This is a genomic window from Leptotrichia wadei, assembly GCF_007990445.1.
GTDB lineage: Bacteria > Fusobacteriota > Fusobacteriia > Fusobacteriales > Leptotrichiaceae > Leptotrichia > Leptotrichia wadei_A.
Map to the genome: position 1 here is coordinate 60,447 of NZ_AP019841.1, position 22,030 is coordinate 82,476.

At 30.6% G+C, this 22,030-nt stretch carries 20 protein-coding genes, 1 pseudogene and 1 riboswitch; of the genes and pseudogenes, 17 read left to right on the forward strand and 4 right to left on the reverse strand.

Going from position 1 to position 22,030, the window contains the following annotated elements; all coding sequences use genetic code 11:
* Positions 1-6 precede the first annotated feature (6 nt).
* From FVE74_RS00285 to cobA, 8 genes are all read left to right on the forward strand, one after another.
* On the forward strand, positions 7-501 hold the full coding sequence (locus tag FVE74_RS00285; protein ID WP_147002691.1) for a sodium:proton symporter: 495 nt from the start codon (positions 7-9) through the stop codon (positions 499-501).
* A 124-nt stretch (positions 502-625) separates the two neighbouring features.
* Complete coding sequence (locus FVE74_RS00290) at positions 626-2,131, forward strand: cobyric acid synthase (RefSeq protein ID WP_147002692.1); 1,506 nt, start codon at positions 626-628, stop codon at positions 2,129-2,131.
* A gap of 177 nt (positions 2,132-2,308) precedes the next feature.
* Positions 2,309-2,962: a hypothetical protein gene (locus tag FVE74_RS00295; protein ID WP_147002693.1), complete on the forward strand. Its 654-nt coding sequence runs from the start codon at positions 2,309-2,311 to the stop codon at positions 2,960-2,962.
* A gap of 207 nt (positions 2,963-3,169) precedes the next feature.
* A complete protein-coding gene (locus FVE74_RS00300) occupies positions 3,170-4,276 on the forward strand; it encodes a pyridoxal phosphate-dependent aminotransferase (RefSeq protein WP_147002694.1) in 1,107 nt (368 codons plus the stop codon).
* A gap of 164 nt (positions 4,277-4,440) precedes the next feature.
* Entirely contained in the window at positions 4,441-5,160 is a 720-nt protein-coding gene (locus FVE74_RS00305) for a hypothetical protein (RefSeq protein ID WP_147002695.1), read from the forward strand.
* Positions 5,161-5,543: 383 nt separating this feature from the next.
* Positions 5,544-6,584 (forward strand): glutamyl-tRNA reductase, encoded by a 1,041-nt coding sequence (hemA, locus tag FVE74_RS00310; RefSeq protein WP_147002696.1) that lies wholly within the window; start codon positions 5,544-5,546, stop codon positions 6,582-6,584.
* On the forward strand, positions 6,581-7,546 hold the full coding sequence (gene hemC / locus FVE74_RS00315; RefSeq protein WP_147002697.1) for a hydroxymethylbilane synthase: 966 nt from the start codon (positions 6,581-6,583) through the stop codon (positions 7,544-7,546). The genes hemA and hemC overlap by 4 nt, the downstream gene beginning before the upstream one ends.
* Complete coding sequence (cobA, locus tag FVE74_RS00320) at positions 7,533-9,023, forward strand: uroporphyrinogen-III C-methyltransferase (RefSeq protein WP_147002698.1); 1,491 nt, start codon at positions 7,533-7,535, stop codon at positions 9,021-9,023. The genes hemC and cobA overlap by 14 nt, the downstream gene beginning before the upstream one ends.
* Positions 9,024-9,469: 446 nt before the next feature.
* On the opposite strand, the gene FVE74_RS00325 is transcribed toward cobA, so the two are convergent.
* Positions 9,470-10,699, reverse strand: a complete 1,230-nt coding sequence (locus FVE74_RS00325) for a S1C family serine protease (RefSeq protein WP_147002699.1) — start codon at positions 10,697-10,699, stop codon at positions 9,470-9,472.
* A gap of 421 nt (positions 10,700-11,120) precedes the next feature.
* On the opposite strand from FVE74_RS00325, the gene ffh reads away from it, so the two are divergent.
* The 5 genes from ffh to FVE74_RS11730 all read left to right on the forward strand — a co-directional run bounded on the left by ffh (position 11,121) and on the right by FVE74_RS11730 (position 15,027).
* Positions 11,121-12,458, forward strand: coding sequence for a signal recognition particle protein (gene ffh / locus FVE74_RS00330; RefSeq protein WP_018498369.1), 1,338 nt, complete (start codon positions 11,121-11,123; stop codon positions 12,456-12,458).
* A 38-nt stretch (positions 12,459-12,496) separates the two neighbouring features.
* Entirely contained in the window at positions 12,497-12,988 is a 492-nt protein-coding gene (locus FVE74_RS00335; protein ID WP_147002700.1) for a hypothetical protein, read from the forward strand.
* A 280-nt stretch (positions 12,989-13,268) separates the two neighbouring features.
* Positions 13,269-14,033: a sirohydrochlorin cobaltochelatase gene (locus FVE74_RS00340; protein ID WP_147002701.1), complete on the forward strand. Its 765-nt coding sequence runs from the start codon at positions 13,269-13,271 to the stop codon at positions 14,031-14,033.
* Positions 14,034-14,107: 74 nt separating this feature from the next.
* Positions 14,108-14,806, forward strand: a complete 699-nt coding sequence (locus FVE74_RS00345; RefSeq protein ID WP_197735156.1) for a DDE-type integrase/transposase/recombinase — start codon at positions 14,108-14,110, stop codon at positions 14,804-14,806.
* Between the two features lie 5 nt (positions 14,807-14,811).
* Positions 14,812-15,027, forward strand: coding sequence for an integrase core domain-containing protein (locus FVE74_RS11730; RefSeq protein WP_197735157.1), 216 nt, complete (start codon positions 14,812-14,814; stop codon positions 15,025-15,027).
* Between the two features lie 433 nt (positions 15,028-15,460).
* Here the strand turns inward: FVE74_RS11730 and FVE74_RS00350 are convergent, their stop codons facing one another.
* The 3 genes from FVE74_RS00350 to FVE74_RS00365 form a co-directional block, all read right to left on the reverse strand.
* On the reverse strand, positions 15,461-16,390 hold the full coding sequence (locus FVE74_RS00350) for a DUF4431 domain-containing protein (protein ID WP_147002702.1): 930 nt from the start codon (positions 16,388-16,390) through the stop codon (positions 15,461-15,463).
* A gap of 868 nt (positions 16,391-17,258) precedes the next feature.
* A complete protein-coding gene (locus FVE74_RS00360) occupies positions 17,259-17,882 on the reverse strand; it encodes a CAP domain-containing protein (protein WP_147002704.1) in 624 nt (207 codons plus the stop codon).
* A gap of 366 nt (positions 17,883-18,248) precedes the next feature.
* Positions 18,249-18,827: a hypothetical protein gene (locus FVE74_RS00365; RefSeq protein ID WP_147002705.1), complete on the reverse strand. Its 579-nt coding sequence runs from the start codon at positions 18,825-18,827 to the stop codon at positions 18,249-18,251.
* Positions 18,828-19,366: 539 nt separating this feature from the next.
* Here FVE74_RS00365 and FVE74_RS00370 point away from each other — a divergent pair.
* From FVE74_RS00370 to FVE74_RS00380, 4 genes and pseudogenes are all read left to right on the forward strand, one after another.
* Positions 19,367-19,788: pseudogene (locus FVE74_RS00370) on the forward strand (IS5 family transposase); the annotation flags it as partial.
* Positions 19,789-19,891: 103 nt separating this feature from the next.
* Positions 19,892-20,215: a helix-turn-helix domain-containing protein gene (locus FVE74_RS11735; RefSeq protein ID WP_197735158.1), complete on the forward strand. Its 324-nt coding sequence runs from the start codon at positions 19,892-19,894 to the stop codon at positions 20,213-20,215.
* The gene (locus tag FVE74_RS00375; RefSeq protein WP_197735159.1) at positions 20,203-20,811 is read left to right on the forward strand and encodes a DDE-type integrase/transposase/recombinase; all 609 of its coding nucleotides are present in this window, start codon (positions 20,203-20,205) and stop codon (positions 20,809-20,811) included. Before FVE74_RS11735 ends, FVE74_RS00375 begins: the two co-directional genes overlap by 13 nt.
* A 129-nt stretch (positions 20,812-20,940) precedes the next feature.
* A riboswitch (cobalamin riboswitch) is annotated at positions 20,941-21,121 on the forward strand.
* A gap of 195 nt (positions 21,122-21,316) precedes the next feature.
* On the forward strand, positions 21,317-22,024 hold the full coding sequence (locus FVE74_RS00380; protein WP_147002706.1) for an energy-coupling factor ABC transporter permease: 708 nt from the start codon (positions 21,317-21,319) through the stop codon (positions 22,022-22,024).
* The last annotated feature ends 6 nt before the right edge of the window (positions 22,025-22,030 follow it).

Consider the following 22,030-nt stretch of genomic DNA (forward strand, 5'->3'; position numbering starts at 1 on the left):
AGAAAAATGAAAAAAAATACAGATAAACTTGTGACGAAACAGGATAATCCTTTAGGATTAATTTTATTTTCAATAATTTATTTTTTAGTTCAGGAGGGGATATATCCAGCATTAGCATATTTATTTTGGTTTGCTTCTGCATTATTTTCTACAGCACTTTTTTTGGCAGCTCCAGAACATATTTTGAAGATTTCTGTAATTGTGTTTTCGGTGATTTGCTTGATAATAATATTGGGAATTATGTATTTTTTAGGATATTTGTGCAAAGGATTTTTGAAAAAAATGAATAAAAAGGCATTAATTTGGATAATGATTGCAATATTGGTTTATTTTGTGTTTAGAGCTATTTTTGAAAATAAAAATAGTTCGATAATGTCTTATTTGACAAATGGGAAAAAATATATATTTTGTATAATGTCACATATTTCATTTGTAATCGGAGCATTTTATAACGACAAAGTTAAGAAAATTTTAGGCAGTATAAAATTTAAAAGAAAATAGTAATTATTTTTATAAATCCAATTTGTTTATGGCATTTTTATCTGCTATACTTAGTAGAAGCAGGTAATTTGTTTATAAATAAATTGGAAATTTTTTATATAAATTAAAAATAGGAGTATAGTTTATGAAAAGAAAACACAAAAATATAATGTTGCTTGGGACAGGTTCTAATGTGGGAAAAAGTATAATTAATGCGGGGTTTTGCAGAATATTTTATCAGAACGGGTATAGCGTGGTACCGTTTAAGTCGCAGAATATGGCTTTGAACTCATTTATTACAAGGGATGGAAAAGAGATGGGAAGAGCTCAGGTGGTGCAGGCTGAAGCCGCTAATATCGAGCCACAGGCATTTATGAATCCGATTTTGCTAAAGCCTACGACAGATAGAAAATCGCAAGTTATTGTAAATGGGAAAGTTTACAAAAATATGGATGCGAGGGAATATTTTGCTTATAAGCATAATTTGAAAAAGGATATAATGGCGGCATATAATCACATAAGGGATAACTTCGATATTTGCGTGCTGGAAGGGGCAGGAAGCCCTGCAGAGATTAACTTGAAGAAAGATGACATTGTAAACACAGGGATGGCAGAAATGGCTGATTCGCCTGCTATTCTAGTTGCCGATATTGACAGGGGCGGTGTTTTTGCGGCAATTTACGGGACGATTATGCTGCTTGAAGAAAGTGAGAGAAAACGGATAAAAGGTGTAATTATAAACAAATTTAGGGGAGATAAGAGCCTTTTGACTCCTGGAATTGAGATGATTGAAGAACTGACAAATGTGCCTGTTCTGGGAGTAGTGCCGTTTGTTCCGCTTGGAATTGAGGAGGAGGACAGTCTGGGGATTGACAAGTATAATGTGAAAAAAGAAGGGAAAATTCAGATTTCGGTTATTAAACTAAAGCATATATCGAATTTTACTGACATTGATCCACTTAGCCATTATAACGATGTTTCCTTGAAATATGTTACAAAAAGTTCTGAACTGGGAGATGAGGACATTATTATTATTCCTGGTTCAAAAAATACTGTGGAAGACATGAAGGACTTAATTGATAAAAATATAAGCAGGGAAATTATAAGGCTTGCAAAAAAAGGAACAATAGTATTTGGAATTTGTGGCGGTTTTCAGATAATGGGACAAAAAATAATGGATCCTCAAAATATCGAATCTAATCTAAAAGAAATTTCAGGCTTAGATTTACTTGACATAGAAACTGTTATGGAAACGGCAAAAACAACAACACAGTATGAAAATAAAATAAAAAATGCCGATGGAGTGCTAAGCGGAATGGAAGGCATTGAAATAAAAGGCTATGAAATACATCAAGGCTACAGTTATCCTGTAAATGAGGAAAAAATTGAAATAAAGTGCATTTTTGACGATGAAAAGTTAAAAGGTGCTGTGAAAGGCAATGTTGTCGGAACGTATATTCACGGAATATTTGACAATTCTGAATTTACAAATCATTTTCTGAACAAAGCAAGAAAACTTAAAGGGCTAGACAAAGTCGATGAAGATTTTAGTTTCAAAGAATATAAAAACAGGGAATATGATAAATTGGCACAAATTTTGAGGGAAAATGTGGATATTGAGAAGGTTTATGAAATAATGGGGATTAAATGAATTGACATTTGTAATAAAAATTTAGATTGTCCATGTGCTTTATCTTTGGATATGGTGACAAATGAAATCAGAAAATATATAATTTAAATGATTAAAAATTTTCAAAAATGTTTTGCTGAAATTAAAGACATCGAAATAAAAAAACTATATAATTAATTTTTAGGAGATTTAGAAAAAATGAAGAGTGAATATGATAAAAATGATGATGAATTAGTAGAAAGATATAAAAATGAAAATTTAGAAATTTATAATTATAAAGGAATAACATTAGGGGATAGCGTAGAAAAAATTTATCCTCTTATGAAAATTTATCATACAGAGTATCGTAAAAATGATAGAAGCGAAAGATATAACTTAATAATGGAAATGGAAAATTCATATATTCACATAGACATATATTCAAGAAAAGTAGTGGAAATAGAAATCTATGATGAAAATTATTTATTAGGCGAATTTAAAGTTGGAAATGAGATGACAACTGAATTATGTGAAAAATACGATCTTTTAGATGTAGATGATGTAGATACAGGGAAAATATATTATTATCCTGAAAAAGGGTTTATGCACGCAGAATTTTGTGTAAACCCTGAAGATGTTATATCAAAAATAAATAAAATAACTTTTTCCATATATGTAGAAACTCCTTCAGAAAATAATGTTAAAGATACTTTAAAAGCCAAAAGAATAGAAGATATTTACCATTCATTATATAATTTTGGAAAAATAGAAATAGATATTGAAAATAAAGAAATTATTGGAAGATTAGAAGAAAATATATTTACATTTGATTTATTGAACGGTAATTTAAAAAATATTGAAATTAAAAAATAAGAGATTGAAATAAAAATGAATTTGATTTTAAAGAAAATTTAGACAAAACAGTTAATATATTTTATCATTAGACCTGTTCGATAACTATACAAACTTAGAATTTAATAAAATAAATATCTTGAAGCAAGGGGTCTTGACCCCTTGTATAGATAAAAAAACTTAGGTTATCGAACATATCTATTATAAGTTTTGTATAAGGAGACAAAAATGGATTTTCATGGTGGAAATATTTATAAAATATTCAGGGAAAAAAATATAAAAGAAATACTGGATTACAGTTCAAATATTAATCCTTACGGAGTGCCTGAGAGCCTAAAGCAGAAGATTATTGAAAATATTGGGATTCTTGAGAGGTATCCTGACCCTGATTATGTGGAATTACGTGAAAAATTGGCTCATCTGAATAAAGTTGAGCTGGAAAATATTGTGCTGGGAAATGGTGCAACAGAAGCTATATTTTTGTTCATAAAAGTAATAAAGCCCGAAAAAGTGCTGATTGTGTCGCCTACTTTTGGTGAATATGAAAGGGCAGTAAGAGCGTGCAAAAATTCTGAAAGTCAGAAAATTGAAATTGAATATTTTGAATTAGAAGAAAAAGATGAGTTTAATCTTAATATTGGGAAATTAAAAAAGGAACTTGAGAAAAAATATGATCTGGCAATAATTTGCAATCCAAATAATCCGACTGGAAAATTTTTAAAAATGGCTGAAACAGAGGAAATTCTGAGAGAATGTAATAAATATGATACAAAGTTATTTATTGACGAGGCATTTATCGAATTCCTAGAGGACGGTCTAAAGGAAAGTATTGTAAACAGTGGGGAAAATAAGAAAAATTTATTTGTAACTCGTGCATTTACAAAATTTTTTGCTATTCCAGGACTACGATTGGGATATGGAATTTATTTTGACAAAAATTTAGAAAAGAAAATCGCTGAAAAAAAAGAGCCGTGGAGCGTGAATAATATTGCTGAAATAGCTGGAATAACGGTGCTTGATGATACAGAATATATCGAAAAGACATTAAACTGGATAACAGAAGAAAAAAAATATATGTATGAAAAACTGGATGAAATTTCAGGAATAAAGTCTTATAAAACAGAAGTAAACTTTATTTGTGTAAAAATAAAGGATGAATTGATTTCTAAAGGGCTGAATGTGAAAAAGTTGAGGGAAAAAATGATGGAAGAAGGAATTTTAATAAGAGATGCATCCAATTTTAAATTTTTGGATGAAAGATTTTTTAGGCTGGCAATTAAGGATAGAAGGAGTAACGACAGAGTTATTGAGGCTTTGAAAAAAAATTTAGAATAGAAGATAGGCAATTGTAAAAGTAAGCTAACTAATATCATAAGGGGTCAAGTCCTCTTGTTAGAGAGCAGAAAAAATAAAAAAATTAAAAATTTTAGAATACTGTATTTATTAGAATTTTTAGACTTTTACAAATAGTTAGAATAAAAAAGAAAGGAATGTTATTTATGAAGAGGAAATTATTGTTTATTTTATCATTGTTTTTAATTTTCTCAATTTTTTCTTTTGGGGAAAACTTTCCAGAAAAGGCAAAAAATATAAATGGATTCGTTCCAAAAGGCTGGAAAACTGTTCTTTCGGCTAAAGGAGATTTAAATAATGATAAGCTTGAAGATGTTGCCATCATTATCGAAAAAACTGATAAGGCAAATATTGTAAAAAACGAGAATCTTGGCTCTGAATATTTAAACTTAAATCCAAGAATACTTTTGGTTTTATTCAAGCAAAATAATGGAAGCTATATTTTGGCAAGCAAGAATGATAAAGGTTTTATCAAAAGCGAAGGAAATAAGGAAAGTCCAGCTCTTATGGATACTTTAGACAGCATTAGCATAAAAAATAATATTTTAAAAATTAAACTTAATTATTTTTTAAGTGCGGGAAGCTGGTCTGTAACACAAAATACCTACACTTTTAGATTTCAAAACCAAAAGCTTGAACTTATTGGATTTGACAATAATTCATTTATGAGAAATTCTGGCGACCAAGAGAAACTTAGCATTAATTTTTCAACTAACAAAGTAAAAATCATTGCTGGCGGAAATATTTTTGATGAAAAGGCAAATAAACCTAAGGAGGAATGGAAAACTGTTAATATTAAGAAAAAATATGTGTTAGATGAGATGACAAGCGATATAGTCGGTGAGATTATGAAATATATTTATTAGTATTTTAAATGGGGAATTCTTATGACTTATAAGATCTTCCCTATTATTTTATTTTGTTATAATTAATATTAAATTGAATTGACAAAAAATGGAAAAGTTAATAGAATGTAAGTAGACAACAATTTACGGAGTAAAAGTTTCCCTTGATGTAAGATAGAAAAGAGTTGGGAATACTAGAAGTTCTGTAGAACAGTCATTTGATTAGGGAAAGGAGTTTCCGTAAGTATTTAATACAGCCAAAATTATAAAAATTTTGTTGATACTGCAATTGCAAGAGATCAAGATCCCTTGTCAGGAAATAAATAAAGTATAATTTCTATTTTTTAAAAGGGATTTAGTATAAATTATAAATAAATAAAATAAAAAAACGGAGAGAGAGAAAAATGAATGAAAATTTAGTAAAAAATTTTTATATTCTAAGTTTTAGTTATAAAAATTTGAGTTTGGAGGAAAGGGAAAAGTTTGTAAAAGAAGGGTATAGACATATTTTGGGGGAGTATTTGGAAAAAAGGGTTATAAAGGGGTATGTGGCTGTTGAAACTTGCCTTAGGATAGAGTTTTATCTGGATGTTAGCAGGAAATTTGAAATTGAGAGGTTAAAGAGAGATTTTAGGGTTGAGAAGATGAAGGACTATGAAGGGACTGAGGCGGTGCATTATTTGCTTCGAGTTATTTGTGGGCTAGATTCGATAATAAAGGGGGAAGATCAAATTCTTGTGCAGCTTAAAAAGGCTTATTTTGAGGCTCTTGACAAGGAGACTACATCTTCATTCTTGAATATAATATTTAATCAGGCGATAGAAACTGGGAAGAGATTTAGGGCAGAAAGCAGGATAAATGAGAAAAATATTTCACTGGATTCGATTGCTGTGAAATTTATAAAGACAAAGTTTGAAAGTCTTGAAGATAAAAAGGTATTTGTAATTGGAGTGGGAGATTTGAGCCAGTCGATTCTTGCGCTTCTTCACAAAATGAATAATTGTCATTTGACGATGACAAATAGGAGCTTGAAAAAATCCATTGAGTTGCAAAAAGTGTTTCCAGATGTCCAAACGGCGGAATTTAGTGAAAAATATAATATTATAAAAAATATGGATATTGTGATAAGTGCCACTTCTGCACCGCATTTGATAATTGAAAAGGCTAAAATTGAGGATATTTTAAATGATGGAAAGAAAAGGTTTTTTCTTGATTTGGCAGTTCCTAGAGATATTGAAATTAGTATTGGAGAATTTGAGAATGTTTCCCTTTATCATTTGGAGGATATTTGGGATGAATATAATAAAAATGTGGAAAAACGAGATGAAATTGTGGAAAAGTATTTTTACATTATTGAGGAGCAGCTGAAAAAAATAGCGGAAAAACTTGAAAAAAGAAGAAAATATACAAATCAGAAAAATATCGAGATGGGTGAAAATGGATGAAATCAAATAAAATAATTATTGGAACGAGAGGGAGCATTTTGGCACTTGCACAGGCAGAAAAGGTGAAGGAAATACTGATTGAAAAATATGATGAATTAAGGGAAAATGAAGATTTTTTTGAAATTGAAGGATTTGATAAAAGGAAATCGCTGGAAATAGAACTGAAAGTCATAGTTACAAAGGGGGACAAGGACTTGCGTGATTTTACAAAAATAAAGGGAACGACACAAAAGGACTTGTTTGTGAAAGAAATCGAAAAGGAAATGCTGGAAAATAAAATAGATTTGGCGGTGCATTCGTTAAAGGACATGCCACAGAATACTCCAGAAGGGCTTTTGAATGCGTGTTTTCCAATGAGGGAAGATAATTGTGATGTGCTTGTTTCAAAAAGTGGGAAAAAATTAAAGGAACTTGATGAAAACTCTGTGATTGGGACAGGGAGCGTAAGACGGGAAAGGGAGCTTTTGAATTTGCGAAATGATGTAAACATAAAAGCAATTCGTGGAAATATTCACACAAGACTTAAAAAACTTGATGATGGGGAATATGATGCGATTGTGCTGGCTGCGGCTGGATTAAAGAGAGTTGGACTGGAAAGCCGAATTACTGAATATTTTGATACAGATTTTTTTATGCCTGCACCAGGACAAGGAATTTTGTGTATTCAATGCAGGGAAAATGATAATAAAATACGGCATCTTCTGGAAATTATAAATGATGATGAGGTTACAATGATGTGTGAAGCCGAAAGGGAATTTTCAAAAATTTTTGATGGAGGCTGCCATACTCCGATAGGCTGTTCATCGGTTATTGAAGGAGATACATTAAAATTAAAGGGAATGTTTAATGATAATGGAAGCAGAATGCTTAAAGAAGTTGAAGGAAATAAGGAAAATCCGAAGGAAATTGCACAAAAATTGGCTGAAGAAATAAAAAAGGAGCTGAAAAATGAGAAAAGGTAAAGTTTATATTGCGGGAGCAGGCTGTGGAGATGAAGGGCTTATAACTTTAAAATTGAAAAAGGTGATAGAAAAAGCTGACTGCATTGTTTACGACAGGCTTGTAAATAAAAATATCTTACAGTATGCAAAGTCTGATGCAGAACGGATTTATATGGGAAAAGAAAATACGGCTGGAGGGAAATTGCAGGCGGAAATAAATAAAAAACTTGTGGAAAAAGGGAAAGAGGGACTTTTAGTATTGAGATTAAAGGGAGGAGATCCTTTTGTATTTGGGCGAGGTGGAGAGGAAATAGAGGCATTAGTCGCTGAAAATATTGAATTTGAGGTAATTCCAGGGATAACTTCTTCAATTGCTGTGCCGGCTTATGCTGGAATCCCTGTAACTCATAGAGGAATTAATACTTCATTTCATGTATTCACTGGACATACGCAATTTAATGGAACAGAGCTTGATTTCCCAGTTATTGCAAAATTGGAAGGAACTTTAGTTTTTTTAATGGGATTAAGCAATCTTAAAAAAATAGCAGAAAACTTGATAAATAATGGAAAAGATCCGAAAACACCTGTTGTGATAATAAAAGATGGAACTACGACAAGACAGAAAACTTATATAGGAACATTGGAAACAATAGTAAATACAGTAAAAGAGCATAATGTAAAATCGCCTGCCATCATTTTGATTGGGGAAGTGGTGAATTTACGTGAAAAAATGAAATGGTTTGAGAATAAGCCGTTATTTGGGAAAAATATTCTTGTTACGAGAAATAGGGAAAAACAGGGAAATATTTCAAATAAGATAAATGAACTTGGCGGACAGGCTTTGAGCCTTCCATTTATTAATATAGAGTATATTGATTTTGAAATGCCTGATTTGAAGGGATACAGTACCCTTTTATTTAACAGCATAAATTCTGTTATTGGATTTATGAGAAAAGTAAAGGATATTCGTGCTTTAGGAAATGTTAAAATAGGTGTCGTAGGAGAAAAAACGGCAGAAGAAATTGAGAAATATAAAATAATTCCAGATTTTTATCCAAAAGAATATACGGTAGAAAGGCTGGCTAGCGAAAGTGTGAATTTTACTAAGGAAGGAGAAAAAATACTGTTTATAGTATCTGATATTTCTCCAGTAAATGAAAAAAAATATTCAGATTTATACAATCGAAATTATGAAAAACTTGTAGTTTATAAAACTCAGAAAGTCGAAGTGGAAAAGGAAAAAGCTGAAAAATACATAAAAGAAAGCGACATCTTAATGTTTTTAAGTTCATCAACCTTTAAAGCCTTTGCTGACAGCATAAACTTAAGTGAAAATGAGGAAATAAAAGAAATTATGAAAAATAAGGTTATTTCTTCGATTGGGCCTGTTACTACAAAAACTATTGAGAAATATGGATTAAAAATTGGGATAGAAGGGAAAAAATATACTGAAGAAGGACTGTTTCAAGAAATATTGCAATATGTTATGTCCGAATAGAAAGTCAAATTCAGGGTAAAACAATAGTTTTTTGAAAATTATCTAAAGTTTATAAAAAAAAGTTTGTATAACTTTTTGCTTGACTTTTTAAAAAAATGATGTATAATTTATTGAAAAAAGTAAAAATATTCTGGATAAACTTGTATTCACCCAAGAGAGTGGAGCAAGTCACTTTACGGAATTATAATAAGTAACACATTTTGGAATTGATAAAGACTTACATATAAGTGAAATTCCGAAATGTTAGGATAATTGTACATCCTTTAATATATTTTATATTATAAAAGCAATCTTGAATATCTTTGATTAAGTTTTCAAGTTACGGTATGGAAGTGAAATTTCTATTTATCAAATTAAATGAAAGTATTAGAAATTTTGTATAAAAATAAAAAAACTGCTCTTTTTGTCTGGCTCATATTCAAGACTTTTAGAGCAGTTTATATTTTTTATCTACCGAATTGTTCTTGTTCTAATTGTTGTTGCTGCTGCATTTTTTGCTGCATGATACGTTGCTGTTCGATGGCATTTGGAGTTTTTGCAAGAGTTACTGATACTTCTGATGTTTTTCCATTTCTAGATATAGTTAATTTTACAGATTGTCCGACTTTTTTAGCGGCTATTTCTCCAACGAAGGCCCCTGCGGAATTTACTTCCTTTCCATCAACTGCTATGATAATGTCATTTTTTGTGATTCCTGCTGCTGCTGCTGGACCATTTGGAACAGTACCTGCTATAAATACTCCGTTTGAAGATTTTAAGTTAAGGGCTTTTACTTTATCTGCATCTAAATTTCCTAAGTATATACCAATATATGGTTTTTCAAATTTACCAGTTGCGATAATTGAATCTTTTACAGTCGTTACCAAATTTGCTGGAATTGCAAATCCGATTCCTACACTTCCTCCGCTTTGTGAATAAATTGCAGTATTGACTCCAATAACTTTTCCTGTAATGTCAATTAACGGACCTCCACTATTTCCTTGGTTAATAGCGGCATCAGTTTGAATAAAGTTTTCAATTTCTTCGATTCCAAGTGAACTACGTCCAGCTGCACTTACGATTCCGACAGTCATTGAATCATTTAATCCTAATGGATTTCCAAAGGCGATTGACCATTGTCCAATTTGAACTTGATCTGAATTTGCAAATTCTAACGGTTTAAATGTTTCATTTGAATCTATCTTCAATACGGCAATGTCAACTTCAGGCGAAGTTCCCACAAGTTTTGTACGATATTCACGTCCATTTGAGAATTTTACATAAATTTCATCTGCACCGTCAATAACGTGATTGTTTGTAACAACATATCCATCTTTTGAAACTACAAACCCTGAACCAAGCGAACCAGACTCACGTTTTTCCTGTCCTCCAGAACGTCCATATAACAATTCTTCCAAAGGATTGTAAGTATTTACCGTAACAGTTTTTTTTGTTCTAATATTTACGATTGAATCTTTAACGCTGTTATGCACACCTACAAAGGCATCTTGTGTTTGCGCTGCATTTTTAGTATATTTTTTCAGTTCTTCTGGAGAAACTGTTTTTTGCTGTTCTGTTGTGCTGTTTGTACTTTCTGAATTATTTCCAGTCTTATTGGAGCAGCTTAAAACTAAAAATAACATTGAAAGCAAAGCAAATTTTTTATTTTCTTTTTTTATGAAATTCATTTTTTTCATATATAATTACCTCGTTTCTATTCTTTATACTAAACCCTATTTTAAAAACAGTAAATATATTTATTTTCTTACAAGGGTCAAAATTCCTTGTTAAATAAAATTTTGTAATAAATTCATTATTCTAAATGGGAAATTTAGTTCCTGTCTAAAGGATTGGGTATATTTTAGTGAATAAAAGTTTTTTATCCTTATGATTTTTATTTGAATTTCATTTATTAGCAATATTTTTTGCAATTTTATAAACTCCATTTGCCTATCTTGTTTTTTCTTCTATAATATGTTATCCTATATTTAGAAAAATTAAAAAATATACAAATAAATAACTGTAAAAGTAAAAAGTTATAAAAATTTAAAAATACTGAATTAATAAGATTTCAAGGACTTTTACAAATAAATATAAAAATAAGGAGAAAAATCAATAATGTTTAATAATTTAGGAGACAGATTTAAAGATATATTTAAAAAAGTCAGCGGCCAGGGGAAGTTGACTGAAAATAATATGAAGGATGCTTTGAGAGAAGTGCGGTTGGCATTGCTTGAAGCGGATGTAAATTATGGCGTAGCTAAGAATTTTGTGGCAAAAATTAGGGAAAAAGCTCTTGGAGAGCAGGTTATTAGCGGAGTTAATCCAACACAGCAATTCATTAAAATTGTAAATGATGAGTTGGTAGAAGTGCTGGGAGGTTCAAATGTTTCAATTGCTAAAGCTGAAAAAAATCCTACAATTGTAATGCTTTCTGGGCTTCAAGGGGCTGGGAAAACTACATTTTCTGGAAAATTGGCTAAACATCTGAAATCAAAAGGGGAAAAGCCGTTTTTAATTGGAGCGGATGTTTATAGACCTGCTGCTAAAAAGCAATTAAAGGTATTAGGAGAGCAAGTAAAAGTTCCAGTATTTACAATTGATGAGAGTACAGATGCATTGGAAATTGTAAAACAGGGAATTGAGGCTTCAAAGGCGGAGCATGCTACTTATGTAATTATTGATACGGCAGGAAGGCTGCATATTGATGAGCAGCTTATGCATGAATTGCAGGATATAAAGGATAGTTTTAACCCAAATGAGATTTTGCTTGTCGTTGATGGAATGACTGGGCAGGATGCGGTTAATGTGGCTAAAGAGTTTAATGAGCAGCTTGATATTACGGGAGTCGTGCTTACGAAACTGGATGGAGATACTCGTGGTGGAGCAGCCCTTTCAGTAAAGGAAGTTGCAGGAAAGCCAATTAAGTTCATAAGTGAAGGGGAAAAACTGGATGACATCGCACCGTTTCATCCTGACAGGCTTGCTTCACGTATTCTTGGAATGGGAGATGTCGTTTCACTTGTGGAAAAGGCACAGGAAGCCATTGATGAAAAAGAAGCCAAGAAAATGGAGGAAAAATTTAGAAAAAATCAGTTTGACTTTGAAGATTTTCTAAAGCAGTTTAAAATGATAAGAAAAATGGGATCAATTGCTGGAATTATGAAAATGATACCAGGAGTTGACTCAAGCATGATTGACATGGGAATGGCTGAAAAGGAAATGAAAAAAGTTGAAGCGATTATTTTCTCAATGACAGTTCAGGAAAGACGTGATCCGAAACTTCTAAAAAATGGAAGCCGTAAAATGAGAATTGCTAAAGGAAGCGGAGTTCAAGTAAATGATGTAAATAAATTAATAAAGCAGTTTGAACAAATGAAGCAGATGATGAAAATGTTCAATAGTGGCGGTATTCCAGGACTTGGCGGAGGATTTATGAAGGGCAGAAGAAAATAAAATTAATATTTTATAAAACAAGAAAGGTGGAATTAATGATGAAAAAATTAATTTTAGCATTGTTTATTATTTTTGGGACACTTTCATTTTCAGCTTTTGACAAAGTTGTAGTTGGAATTATTAATGACAATTATGAAAGTCCAGTAATATCAGGAACTTTAAATAGAGGAGGACTTGCCAATTTAATTTTTGGAATGAAAAAGGATGGGGATTTTGCAAAACAAATGTATCAAAATCTTTCAGGTGCAGATAAAATTGAATTTATTATAGAAAAAAAAGATGAATCAGCACTTCTTAGCCTTTTGAAAGTATTTGAAAAAAGAAAATATAAAGGTCAGATGGAGATAACAGAAGTGGCATCTTCAGAAAATAAAAATATACGTCAAATTTCTGAAAAAAATAGCTGGACTTATAATGTTTATCCTTTCGCACGTGAAATATCAGGAACTGTAAAAATTTCAGGAAATGATATGAGCAAAGGGGAATTTATAGAAGGTCTGTTTCAAGATGCAAAATCAAAATTAAAATAATTTTATGAAAATTTAACAATATTTAGCAAGAAGTCTCCTTCTTCTATAAGTGGGAGATGAATTGCAGAATATAGCTTGAAATAACAGCTCTTATATAGTATAATATTCATAGTCAGGGCAGGGACTGCCCGAAGAGCTTGGTAAATATATTTAGCTAGCAAAAGCAGATACTTCCCAGGAAGCTCCCTCTTCTACAAGTGGGAGTAGTTCACATTAAAGGCATGAAAATTTCAATACCTTTTTTTATAAAAATATTAATTTGAAAGGAAAGAAAAAATAAATGAAAAAAGCTATTTTAGTAACTAGCTTTGGGACATCGCATAAAGATACACGAAAAAAATGTCTTGATTCAATCCAAAGGGAAGTAGAGGAAAAATATGGAAATGAAAATGTGGAAAGAGCTTATACTTCAGGAATCATAAGACGGATAATAGAAAAAAATGAAGGGATTCATATATTTGACCAGAAGGAAGGACTAAAAGTCTTAAAAGATAAAGGGTTTGAGGAAATAATAACAATGTCTTTGCATATTTTAGATGGAATTGAATATTCAAAACTTGATGATAAGTTTGGAAAAATATCAAAACCGCTTTTGGCAGATGACAAGGATTTAAAAAAAATTGTAAACAATAAAGAATTTAATGATTTTGAGGGAAACGATGCTATTGTGTTTATGGGACACGGAACTGAAAATGCTGCAGATTGCATATATCAAAAATTGCAGGATGAGTATTTAAAAGCTGGAAAAGATAACATTTTCATAGCCACTGTTGAAGGGAAAGTGACTATTAAAGATATTGTTGAAAAAATGAAGGGAAAAGGTTTTAGAAATATATTATTAAAACCACTTATGATAGTAGCTGGAGATCATGCAAAAAATGATATGTCTTCTGATAAAAAGGATTCATGGAAGACAATACTAAAAAATGAAGGTTATAAAGTAACATCTGTTCTAAAAGGAATGGGAGAATACAAGTTTATTCGAGAAATGTTTATGGATAAGCTGAAAGATGTCTATATTTGTCGTGGTACAATACATATGTGACAAAAAAGAAGAAAAAAAGAAAGGTTTCTGATATAATGTAAGCCGACCAAAACTACATAAGGAGAAACCTTTCTATGAATAGTATATCAGAAGAGTACTGTGTTCGTCAACGGGCAGTTGAGTATGCAATAAAACATAACAATAATTCAAAGGCGGCATTAAAATATAAAACGTCAAGACAGCAGATTAAGCGATGGCGTGACAGATATGACGGGACAGTGCAGTCACTGATGCCAAAAAGCAGAAGACCTAAAAGTCATCCAAATCAACATACTCAGGAAGAAATAGATTTAATTATGAAAAAATACAGGAGATTTTCATATGAAGGACTGGCACAGGTATATACCGAAGCTAGAAAACTGGGATACAGCCGTTCTTATGGAACTATGTGCAAAATAATAAGAAAAATTAGGGATAATAAGCCCAAAAAGCTTAAAAGGCTTTACAAAAGCACAAAAAAAGTGAAGCAGGCTACATATCCTGGCGAAAAGGTTCAGATAGACATAAAATATGTTCCAAGAGAATGCATATGTTTTGGAATGAATGACCAAAATTACTATCAGATAACGGCAATAGATGAGTATACAAAAAAGAGGGTATTAAGAATAGTGGATGAAAAAAGTACATACCAGACTACAAAATTTCTAGAAACGCTTGAAGCGGAGCTGGGCTTTAAAATAGAAAAAATACAAAGTGATAACGGCAGGGAGTTTACGAATGCGGAAAATGGCCAAAAGACACTATTTGAGTTAAAGCTGGAAGAACAGGGATAGAATACATGAGAACAAGACTGTATTCGCCGTGGCAGAATGGGAAAGTGGAAAGGAGCCACAGGCTAGACAGCAATTATTATTTAGGAAAAAGATTTAGAGGTCTAGAAGAATTAAGAAGGTCAGTAAAAAGATATTGCAGCAGATACAATAATATATCAAGAAAAGTATTAAATTTTAAAAGTCCAAATGAAATGCTGAAAGAATACAGGACAAACAATTAGGCTAAGACATTAGTAAGATAACTTTTCTATTTATTTTTAAAGTTTTTGTAACAAATGTTTGACAACTATACACATTTAAAGGCTGGACAGGGAAAACAGTATTGCAGTATAGGAAAGAAAAAGAATAAATATTAAAATACGTCATAAATTTGGCATATTTTTTCGTTGCAAAATGAAACGAAAAATGGAACGAAAAGCTTTTCGTTGTTTATAAGTAAAGTAAATTTATTTTTAATAATCAAAAAGATGTACTTATGAATATATTGAATAATTTTTAGAGGAAGCGAATGCCTCCTCTACTTATCAAAAAATTGTATTACAAATCATTAACTAGCTTTGATTATGTAAATATCAATAATATTTTCAAGTTTATCATAACTTTTGAAAATATTTTAGTTAAATGTAGCCTAAAGTTTCGCTTAACCTTTAAGGATTAATTTAAAAAATTTATATTTGAAACCAGAATTAAAACTTGAGTATAATGATGTCCTGTGTGCAAATGAAATAACTCGCCAGTAATTTGTACTTTTTTTCCTACAACATCTTTATCGAATAAAGAAATTGTTTCATTTCCCATTAATTGAATTTCCTGCACATTTCTTTCAGTCGGGCTATCTTCAGTATTTCCAATTACTGTAATAGGTGTACTTAATCTTAATAAGAACACATTTGCTACTGAATTATCTGGGTTTTGATATTTTCTTCTGGTAATTGTTCCAACTAGTTTAACAGAAGAACCGTAATAGTATTGTGACTGGTTAGGAGTTATAATGGCAGGTTGTTGTTCTTGCACTTTTTCTTGAGTATTATTTTTTCTCTGTTTCATTCTTGCAATATTGGCATCTGAAACAGTATCACTTTCTACTACTAATTTCCAGCTGCCATTAATATTTTCAAAGGCTAAGTATGAAGGGTATTCTTTTGTTTCCTTTCTTGTAGACACTTCTTTAACAAATCTTGCTAGCATTTTGTTATCAGAAAGTTGTGTAACTATGATGTTGCCAACTATTCTTTGACTATAAACAGGATTTTTTTGAAAAAACCTTTTTTGATCTGCAATGTAATAATCTCTGGAAATTAAAGACTGATAATAATCAATTTTATCTCCTAATATTTTTTCTAAAGTACCAAAGTCAGCATTATTAGAAGCTGCATTCCATATAACAACCATATTCTTTATTTCCTCTTCAATACTTCTTTCTTTGTTAATTTTTTCTATATTTTCATTGTTAGTCTTTTTTATATTTTCATTATTATCACTAATATTCTTCGAATTAGCCAAATTCTCTGAATTATCAACATTTCCGTTTTTTTCACATGATAATAGTAATAAAAATATTATGAAAAACATAATTTTTTTCATTTTATTAATCCTCCTTATTTTTTATAATATAGTTATTTGTAAAAGTTTAAAAATTATATATTTTAATATTATTATAGCTTATAAAATGAAAAAATGATATAGTTAATTGAATTTATTTTATATTATCATAAATTGAAATATAATTATGACATTTTACCAATTTTTTTTAGGCTCTATAATATATATGGGGGTGGAAAAAGAAATAAAAAAACAGTAGATTGATTTTATCTAAATCTTTTTACTGTTTTTTAGTTTTTGAATTTTTAAAAATTATAGGCTCTAAAAAAATATGAAAAAAAATAATTATCACAATAATAAATATCAAAGGGTTTATTTTATAAGCACGGTAAAAATTACCCTTTATCAATTGTATAAATGCCGTTGTTAAACCTTCACTCCAATAACGAATATGTAATGGTTTTAAAACAAATCCAATTGGTGACGGTATTTTAAAATAATATCTTATAGAAATTATAAATACAAGTGATATGTACAAAATAAGATTGTTTTTATGATAATTAAATAATAATTTAAAGTATTTTTTCATTATATTGAAAATTTTAAATAAAATCAGAGTATTAGTTACGCTTTAAACTAGATTTACTATAGACGCTTTTATTTGAGAGTGCAAGTAATATTTTCTGAGAATTCATTTTTTTTGTTTCATCGATAACAAAAAATAAATCAATATATTTGTTATTTTAATAAAAAATAACATAAAATATTATGAATATTTTGATTAAATTTATATTTATTTGATATTTGTAAGTTAAATTTAAAAAAATTTAGATGTAATAAAAATTTTTTTAAGTAGTCTACTATGTGTTCTAGAAATATTTGTAATTTGTTTTTAACTAATTCAAAATATTTAGTTATTATCTGATAGTTTTCCAAAAAGCTGTACCCAAGATATTCCATAATAACCATCTTCATAATTAACTTCAACGCCAATTTCTGTGTAATTTGGATTTAAGATATTAGCCCTATGACCAGGACTATTCATCCAGCTTTCCATTACAGCGATAGGGCTTATTTGACCAGCAGCAATATTTTCACCTACATAAGATGATGGATATCCAACATTTTGTACTGCTGTAAGATAACTGCTCCCATTGGGTCTTGTATGGCTGAATTTCTGTGTAAGTTCACTAGCTCTAATAGCTGCTGCTGCAAAAAGTTTATTAGATATAGAAAGTGGATGAATTCCTCTTTTAGTTCTTTCTATATTAATAAGTCTTACGACTTCCATTTCAAAATTTAGACTATTATTTGTGTAAGTATTTGTATTTGATACAGAATTATTAGTATTTGTCTTGTTTGGGCTATTATCATTTTTATATCTATTATTACTGTGCCGTTGATCGTTAGAATTTATCCAATTTTTAAAGCCTTTTAAAATTTTGTCTCTATGTTTCGCCCATCCTGCATTTGCATTAATTGAAATCAAACTTAAAATTCCAATTATTAAAATTTGATATTTTATTTTACGCATTGTTCTCTTCCTTTCTTTTTTCACAATAGGTAAGCGTTTTGTTTTATAATAACAGTTTCTGAATAGGTATATTTAGTTCTATTATAGCATAAACAAACATTAAATAAAACTTTTATTTTTTGTAAAAATTGGCTCTTTGTCAAGTATGGAGTAGAAAAAGTTCGATAACCTTAAGAGATTCTAAGCTGAATAAACTTTTTAAGGTTGTCGAATTTTTTTATCCCATAATGTACTGCACCCAAAATCTTGGACACAAGATTGGAGGTGCAGTTTTTATCATATTATTCTTAATAATATTAATTTTGAAAACTATCTTGAGTTTTTTATCTTGTCGTAATATATTATACAATCTATGATGAGAAAAAATTAACCAGCATTATAAATTAGCCAAGTTGCCCATGCTTTCAAGTACTTTTCTGTAGTTGAATCAAGTCTTTTAGCATTTCTAGATTTTAATAAGATATTTAATTCGTTTTCTGAAAGTACTTGATAACTTTTTCTTTCATATCTTTTTCCTTTTTTTATTTCTATACCTGGATGTGCTCCAAAAAATGTATTATCGAAACTGTATGAAACAGCTACAGGTATATTTTCTTCTTTTCTAGTTTTTTGCGTATATTTTCTTGTTATTCTATGAGTTAGGATAGGATAACCTTCCTTATCGTAAGATTTCGTTTCATCAAAAGGTATATAGGCTATTTTATAATTTTTTCCAACTGGAAGAATACTGATAAAATAATACTTCTTCTCCCATTCAATAGATGAATCATCTGGAGTTATTCCAAGGAACCATTCTTTTTGATTTGAAATGTAAAATTGAGCATTTGGTGATAAAAAAATTTTAGTTTCATTTGGCGATAAAAAAAGTTCAGTTTCATTTCCAGCTGTTTCTGCAAAAACAAAACTTCCTAAGATAAATATTAGCATTAAAATAATTTTTTTCATAATTAATCTCCTTTTATTTGAATTTGATTACTAGTATTATACTTTAAAAAACTTTGTATTCACTTATAATATTGTTTGAATGGTTGATAGTTTGATAATTGCAAAATGGTATTATTAATATTATTGAGATTATTGATTACAATAAAACTATAAATCACATTTTAAAACTTAAAATAAAAATGTATTAGAACAAACAGGTGTAAATTAATTAAAAAGATACATCTGTGCAGATTATAATATCTAATTCTAAAGTTTTGAAAGTATTAAAAACCAGAAGAGTTTAAACAAAAGAAAACATTTGCTAAATCAAGAATAATAAGTATAATAAAGAAAATCCAGTTAATCGTGTTTAAAAGGGAAATCATCTTTTTTCCGCTAAATAAACCAAACATTTTTTTCTCCTTCTTACTAGGGCGTGTCTTAAAACTTGAAATAGGCAATATTTTTAATAATTATGAAAGTATATACTAAGAGATTGAAAGATTGAAAGATAGTCATCATTTTGTTACAATAGAAGAAAAACACAGGAGGTTTTCATTATGCAGAGAAGATATGAAATATCAGATGAACAGTGGGAAAGAATAAAAGAAATGTTTCCCAGAGCTAAGACAGGACGTCCAGGTAAGGATTCACGCCTGATATTTAATGCTATTCTCTGGATTGTATGCAGTGGAGCACCCTGGAGGGATCTTCCGGAGCGTTTTGGTTCATGGAAGACAGTCTATTCCCGTTTCTGCAAATGGCGTGATGAGGGAACACTTTTTAGGGTATTTGAAGATTTAAAGAAGGATTCTGATTATGAAAATCTCAGCATTGATTCTACGACAGTAAAGGCTCATCAGAGCAGTGCGGGAGCAAAAAGGGGGCAAAAGGTTCTGAAGTAGGACAGCATATAGGGAAAAGTTCAGGTGGAAGGACAACCAAGATACATGCGGTTGTAGATGGACTTGGTAATCCTCTGTATATTGTCGTGGTACAATACATATGTGACAAAAAAGAAGAAAAAAAGAAAGGTTTCTGATATAATGTAAGCCGACCAAAACTACATAAGGAGAAACCTTTCTATGAATAGTATATCAGAAGAGTACTGTGTTCGTCAACGGGCAGTTGAGTATGCAATAAAACATAACAATAATTCAAAGGCGGCATTAAAATATAAAACGTCAAGACAGCAGATTAAGCGATGGCGTGACAGATATGACGGGACAGTGCAGTCACTGATGCCAAAAAGCAGAAGACCTAAAAGTCATCCAAATCAACATACTCAGGAAGAAATAGATTTAATTATGAAAAATACAGGAGATTTTCATATGAAGGACTGGCACAGGTATATACCGAAGCTAGAAAACTGGGATACAGCCGTTCTTATGGAACTATGTGCAAAATAATAAGAAAAATTAGGGATAATAAGCCCAAAAAGCTTAAAAGGCTTTACAAAAGCACAAAAAAAGTGAAGCAGGCTACATATCCTGGCGAAAAGGTTCAGATAGACATAAAATATGTTCCAAGAGAATGCATATGTTTTGGAATGAATGACCAGAATTACTATCAGATAACGGCAATAGATGAGTATACAAGAAAGAGGATATTAAGAATAGTGGATGAAAAAAGTACATACCAGACTACAAAATTTCTAGAAACGCTTGAAGCGGAGCTGGGCTTTAAAATAGAAAAAATACAAAGTGATAACGGCAGGGAGTTTACGAATGCGGAAAATGGCAAAAAGACACTATTTGAGCTAAAGCTGGAAGAACTAGGGATAGAATACATGACAACAAGACCGTATTCGCCATGGCAGAACGGAAAAGTGGAAAGGAGCCACAGGCTAGACAGCAATTATTATTTAGGAAAAAGATTTAGAAGTCTGGAAGAATTAAGAAGGTCAGTAAAAAGATATTGCAGCAGATACAATAATATATCAAGAAAAGTATTAAATTTTAAAAGTCCAAATGAAATGCTGAAAGAATATAGGACAAACAATTAGGCTAAGACATTAGTAAGATAACTTTTCTATTTATTTTTAAAGTTTTTGTAACAAATGTTTGACAACTATACATGGATAAGCTGAAAGATGTCTATATTTAGCTTGACAAATGTAGAAAAAGTTATATAATATTTATAGAGAATAATAGGTGTTTTGCAAACTTAATAAGGAAATCGGTTGAAATCCGATACAGCCCCCACTACTGTGAAACTGACGAAAGCGTGATAACCACTGAGATTGAAGGGATCTTGGGAAGGAAGTGAGTAGGTTGAAGTTAGTCAGGAGACTTGCCTAATATTGATATATTATAGATTTTCTGGGAAGGGGAAATTTGATATACATCAGTAAATGAATCAATGGTGATTTGTTCCATTAGCACATAGTGAATGTACGACGTTAGTACAAATATTGTTTTGATGGGATTTGACGTGTATTAAATTCGGCTTTTAGCTGATTTTTTTTTGGATTGCTTAAAACTAAATAAAAGTTTTGGAAGGAGAAAAAAATGAAAAAGAGAACATTATTATTTTTAGTTTTAACCAGTATGCTTTTAATAGGTGTAAACGGGTTTTCAATGCATATTATGGAAGGATTTCTACCGTTAAATTGGGTTATTGTATGGTTTGTTGTGTGTATTCCGTTTTGGATTTTGGGGATAAAAAAACTTCAAACTGTTTCTAAAGGAAGTGTTAAGGATAAAATGACGCTTGCATTGGCGGGAGCATTTATTTTTGTGTTATCGGCGTTGAAGATTCCGTCAGTTACAGGGAGTTCGTCACATCCGACAGGAGTAGGACTTTCAGCTATTTTGTATGGACCATTTGTAACTTCAATTTTAGGGACAATTGTATTGATATTTCAAGCTGGATTACTTGCACATGGAGGATTTACGACTCTTGGAGCGAATACGGCTTCAATGGCAATTGTTGGACCAATTGTTTCGTACTTGATTTATAAAGGACTTGCTAAGAAGAATAGAGCGGTTGCAATATTTTTGGCAGCAGCAATAGGGGATCTTGCAACTTATGTTGTTACATCTTTTCAGTTGGCACTTGCGTATCCATCGCCTGAAGGTGGAGTACTTGCTTCATTTATTAAATTTGGAATGGTATTTGCAGTAACTCAAATTCCACTTGCTATAATTGAAGGATTGCTTACAAATGTTGTAATGAATATACTTGACAAATATGAAGTAAAAGGGGTGGAAGAATAATGGATA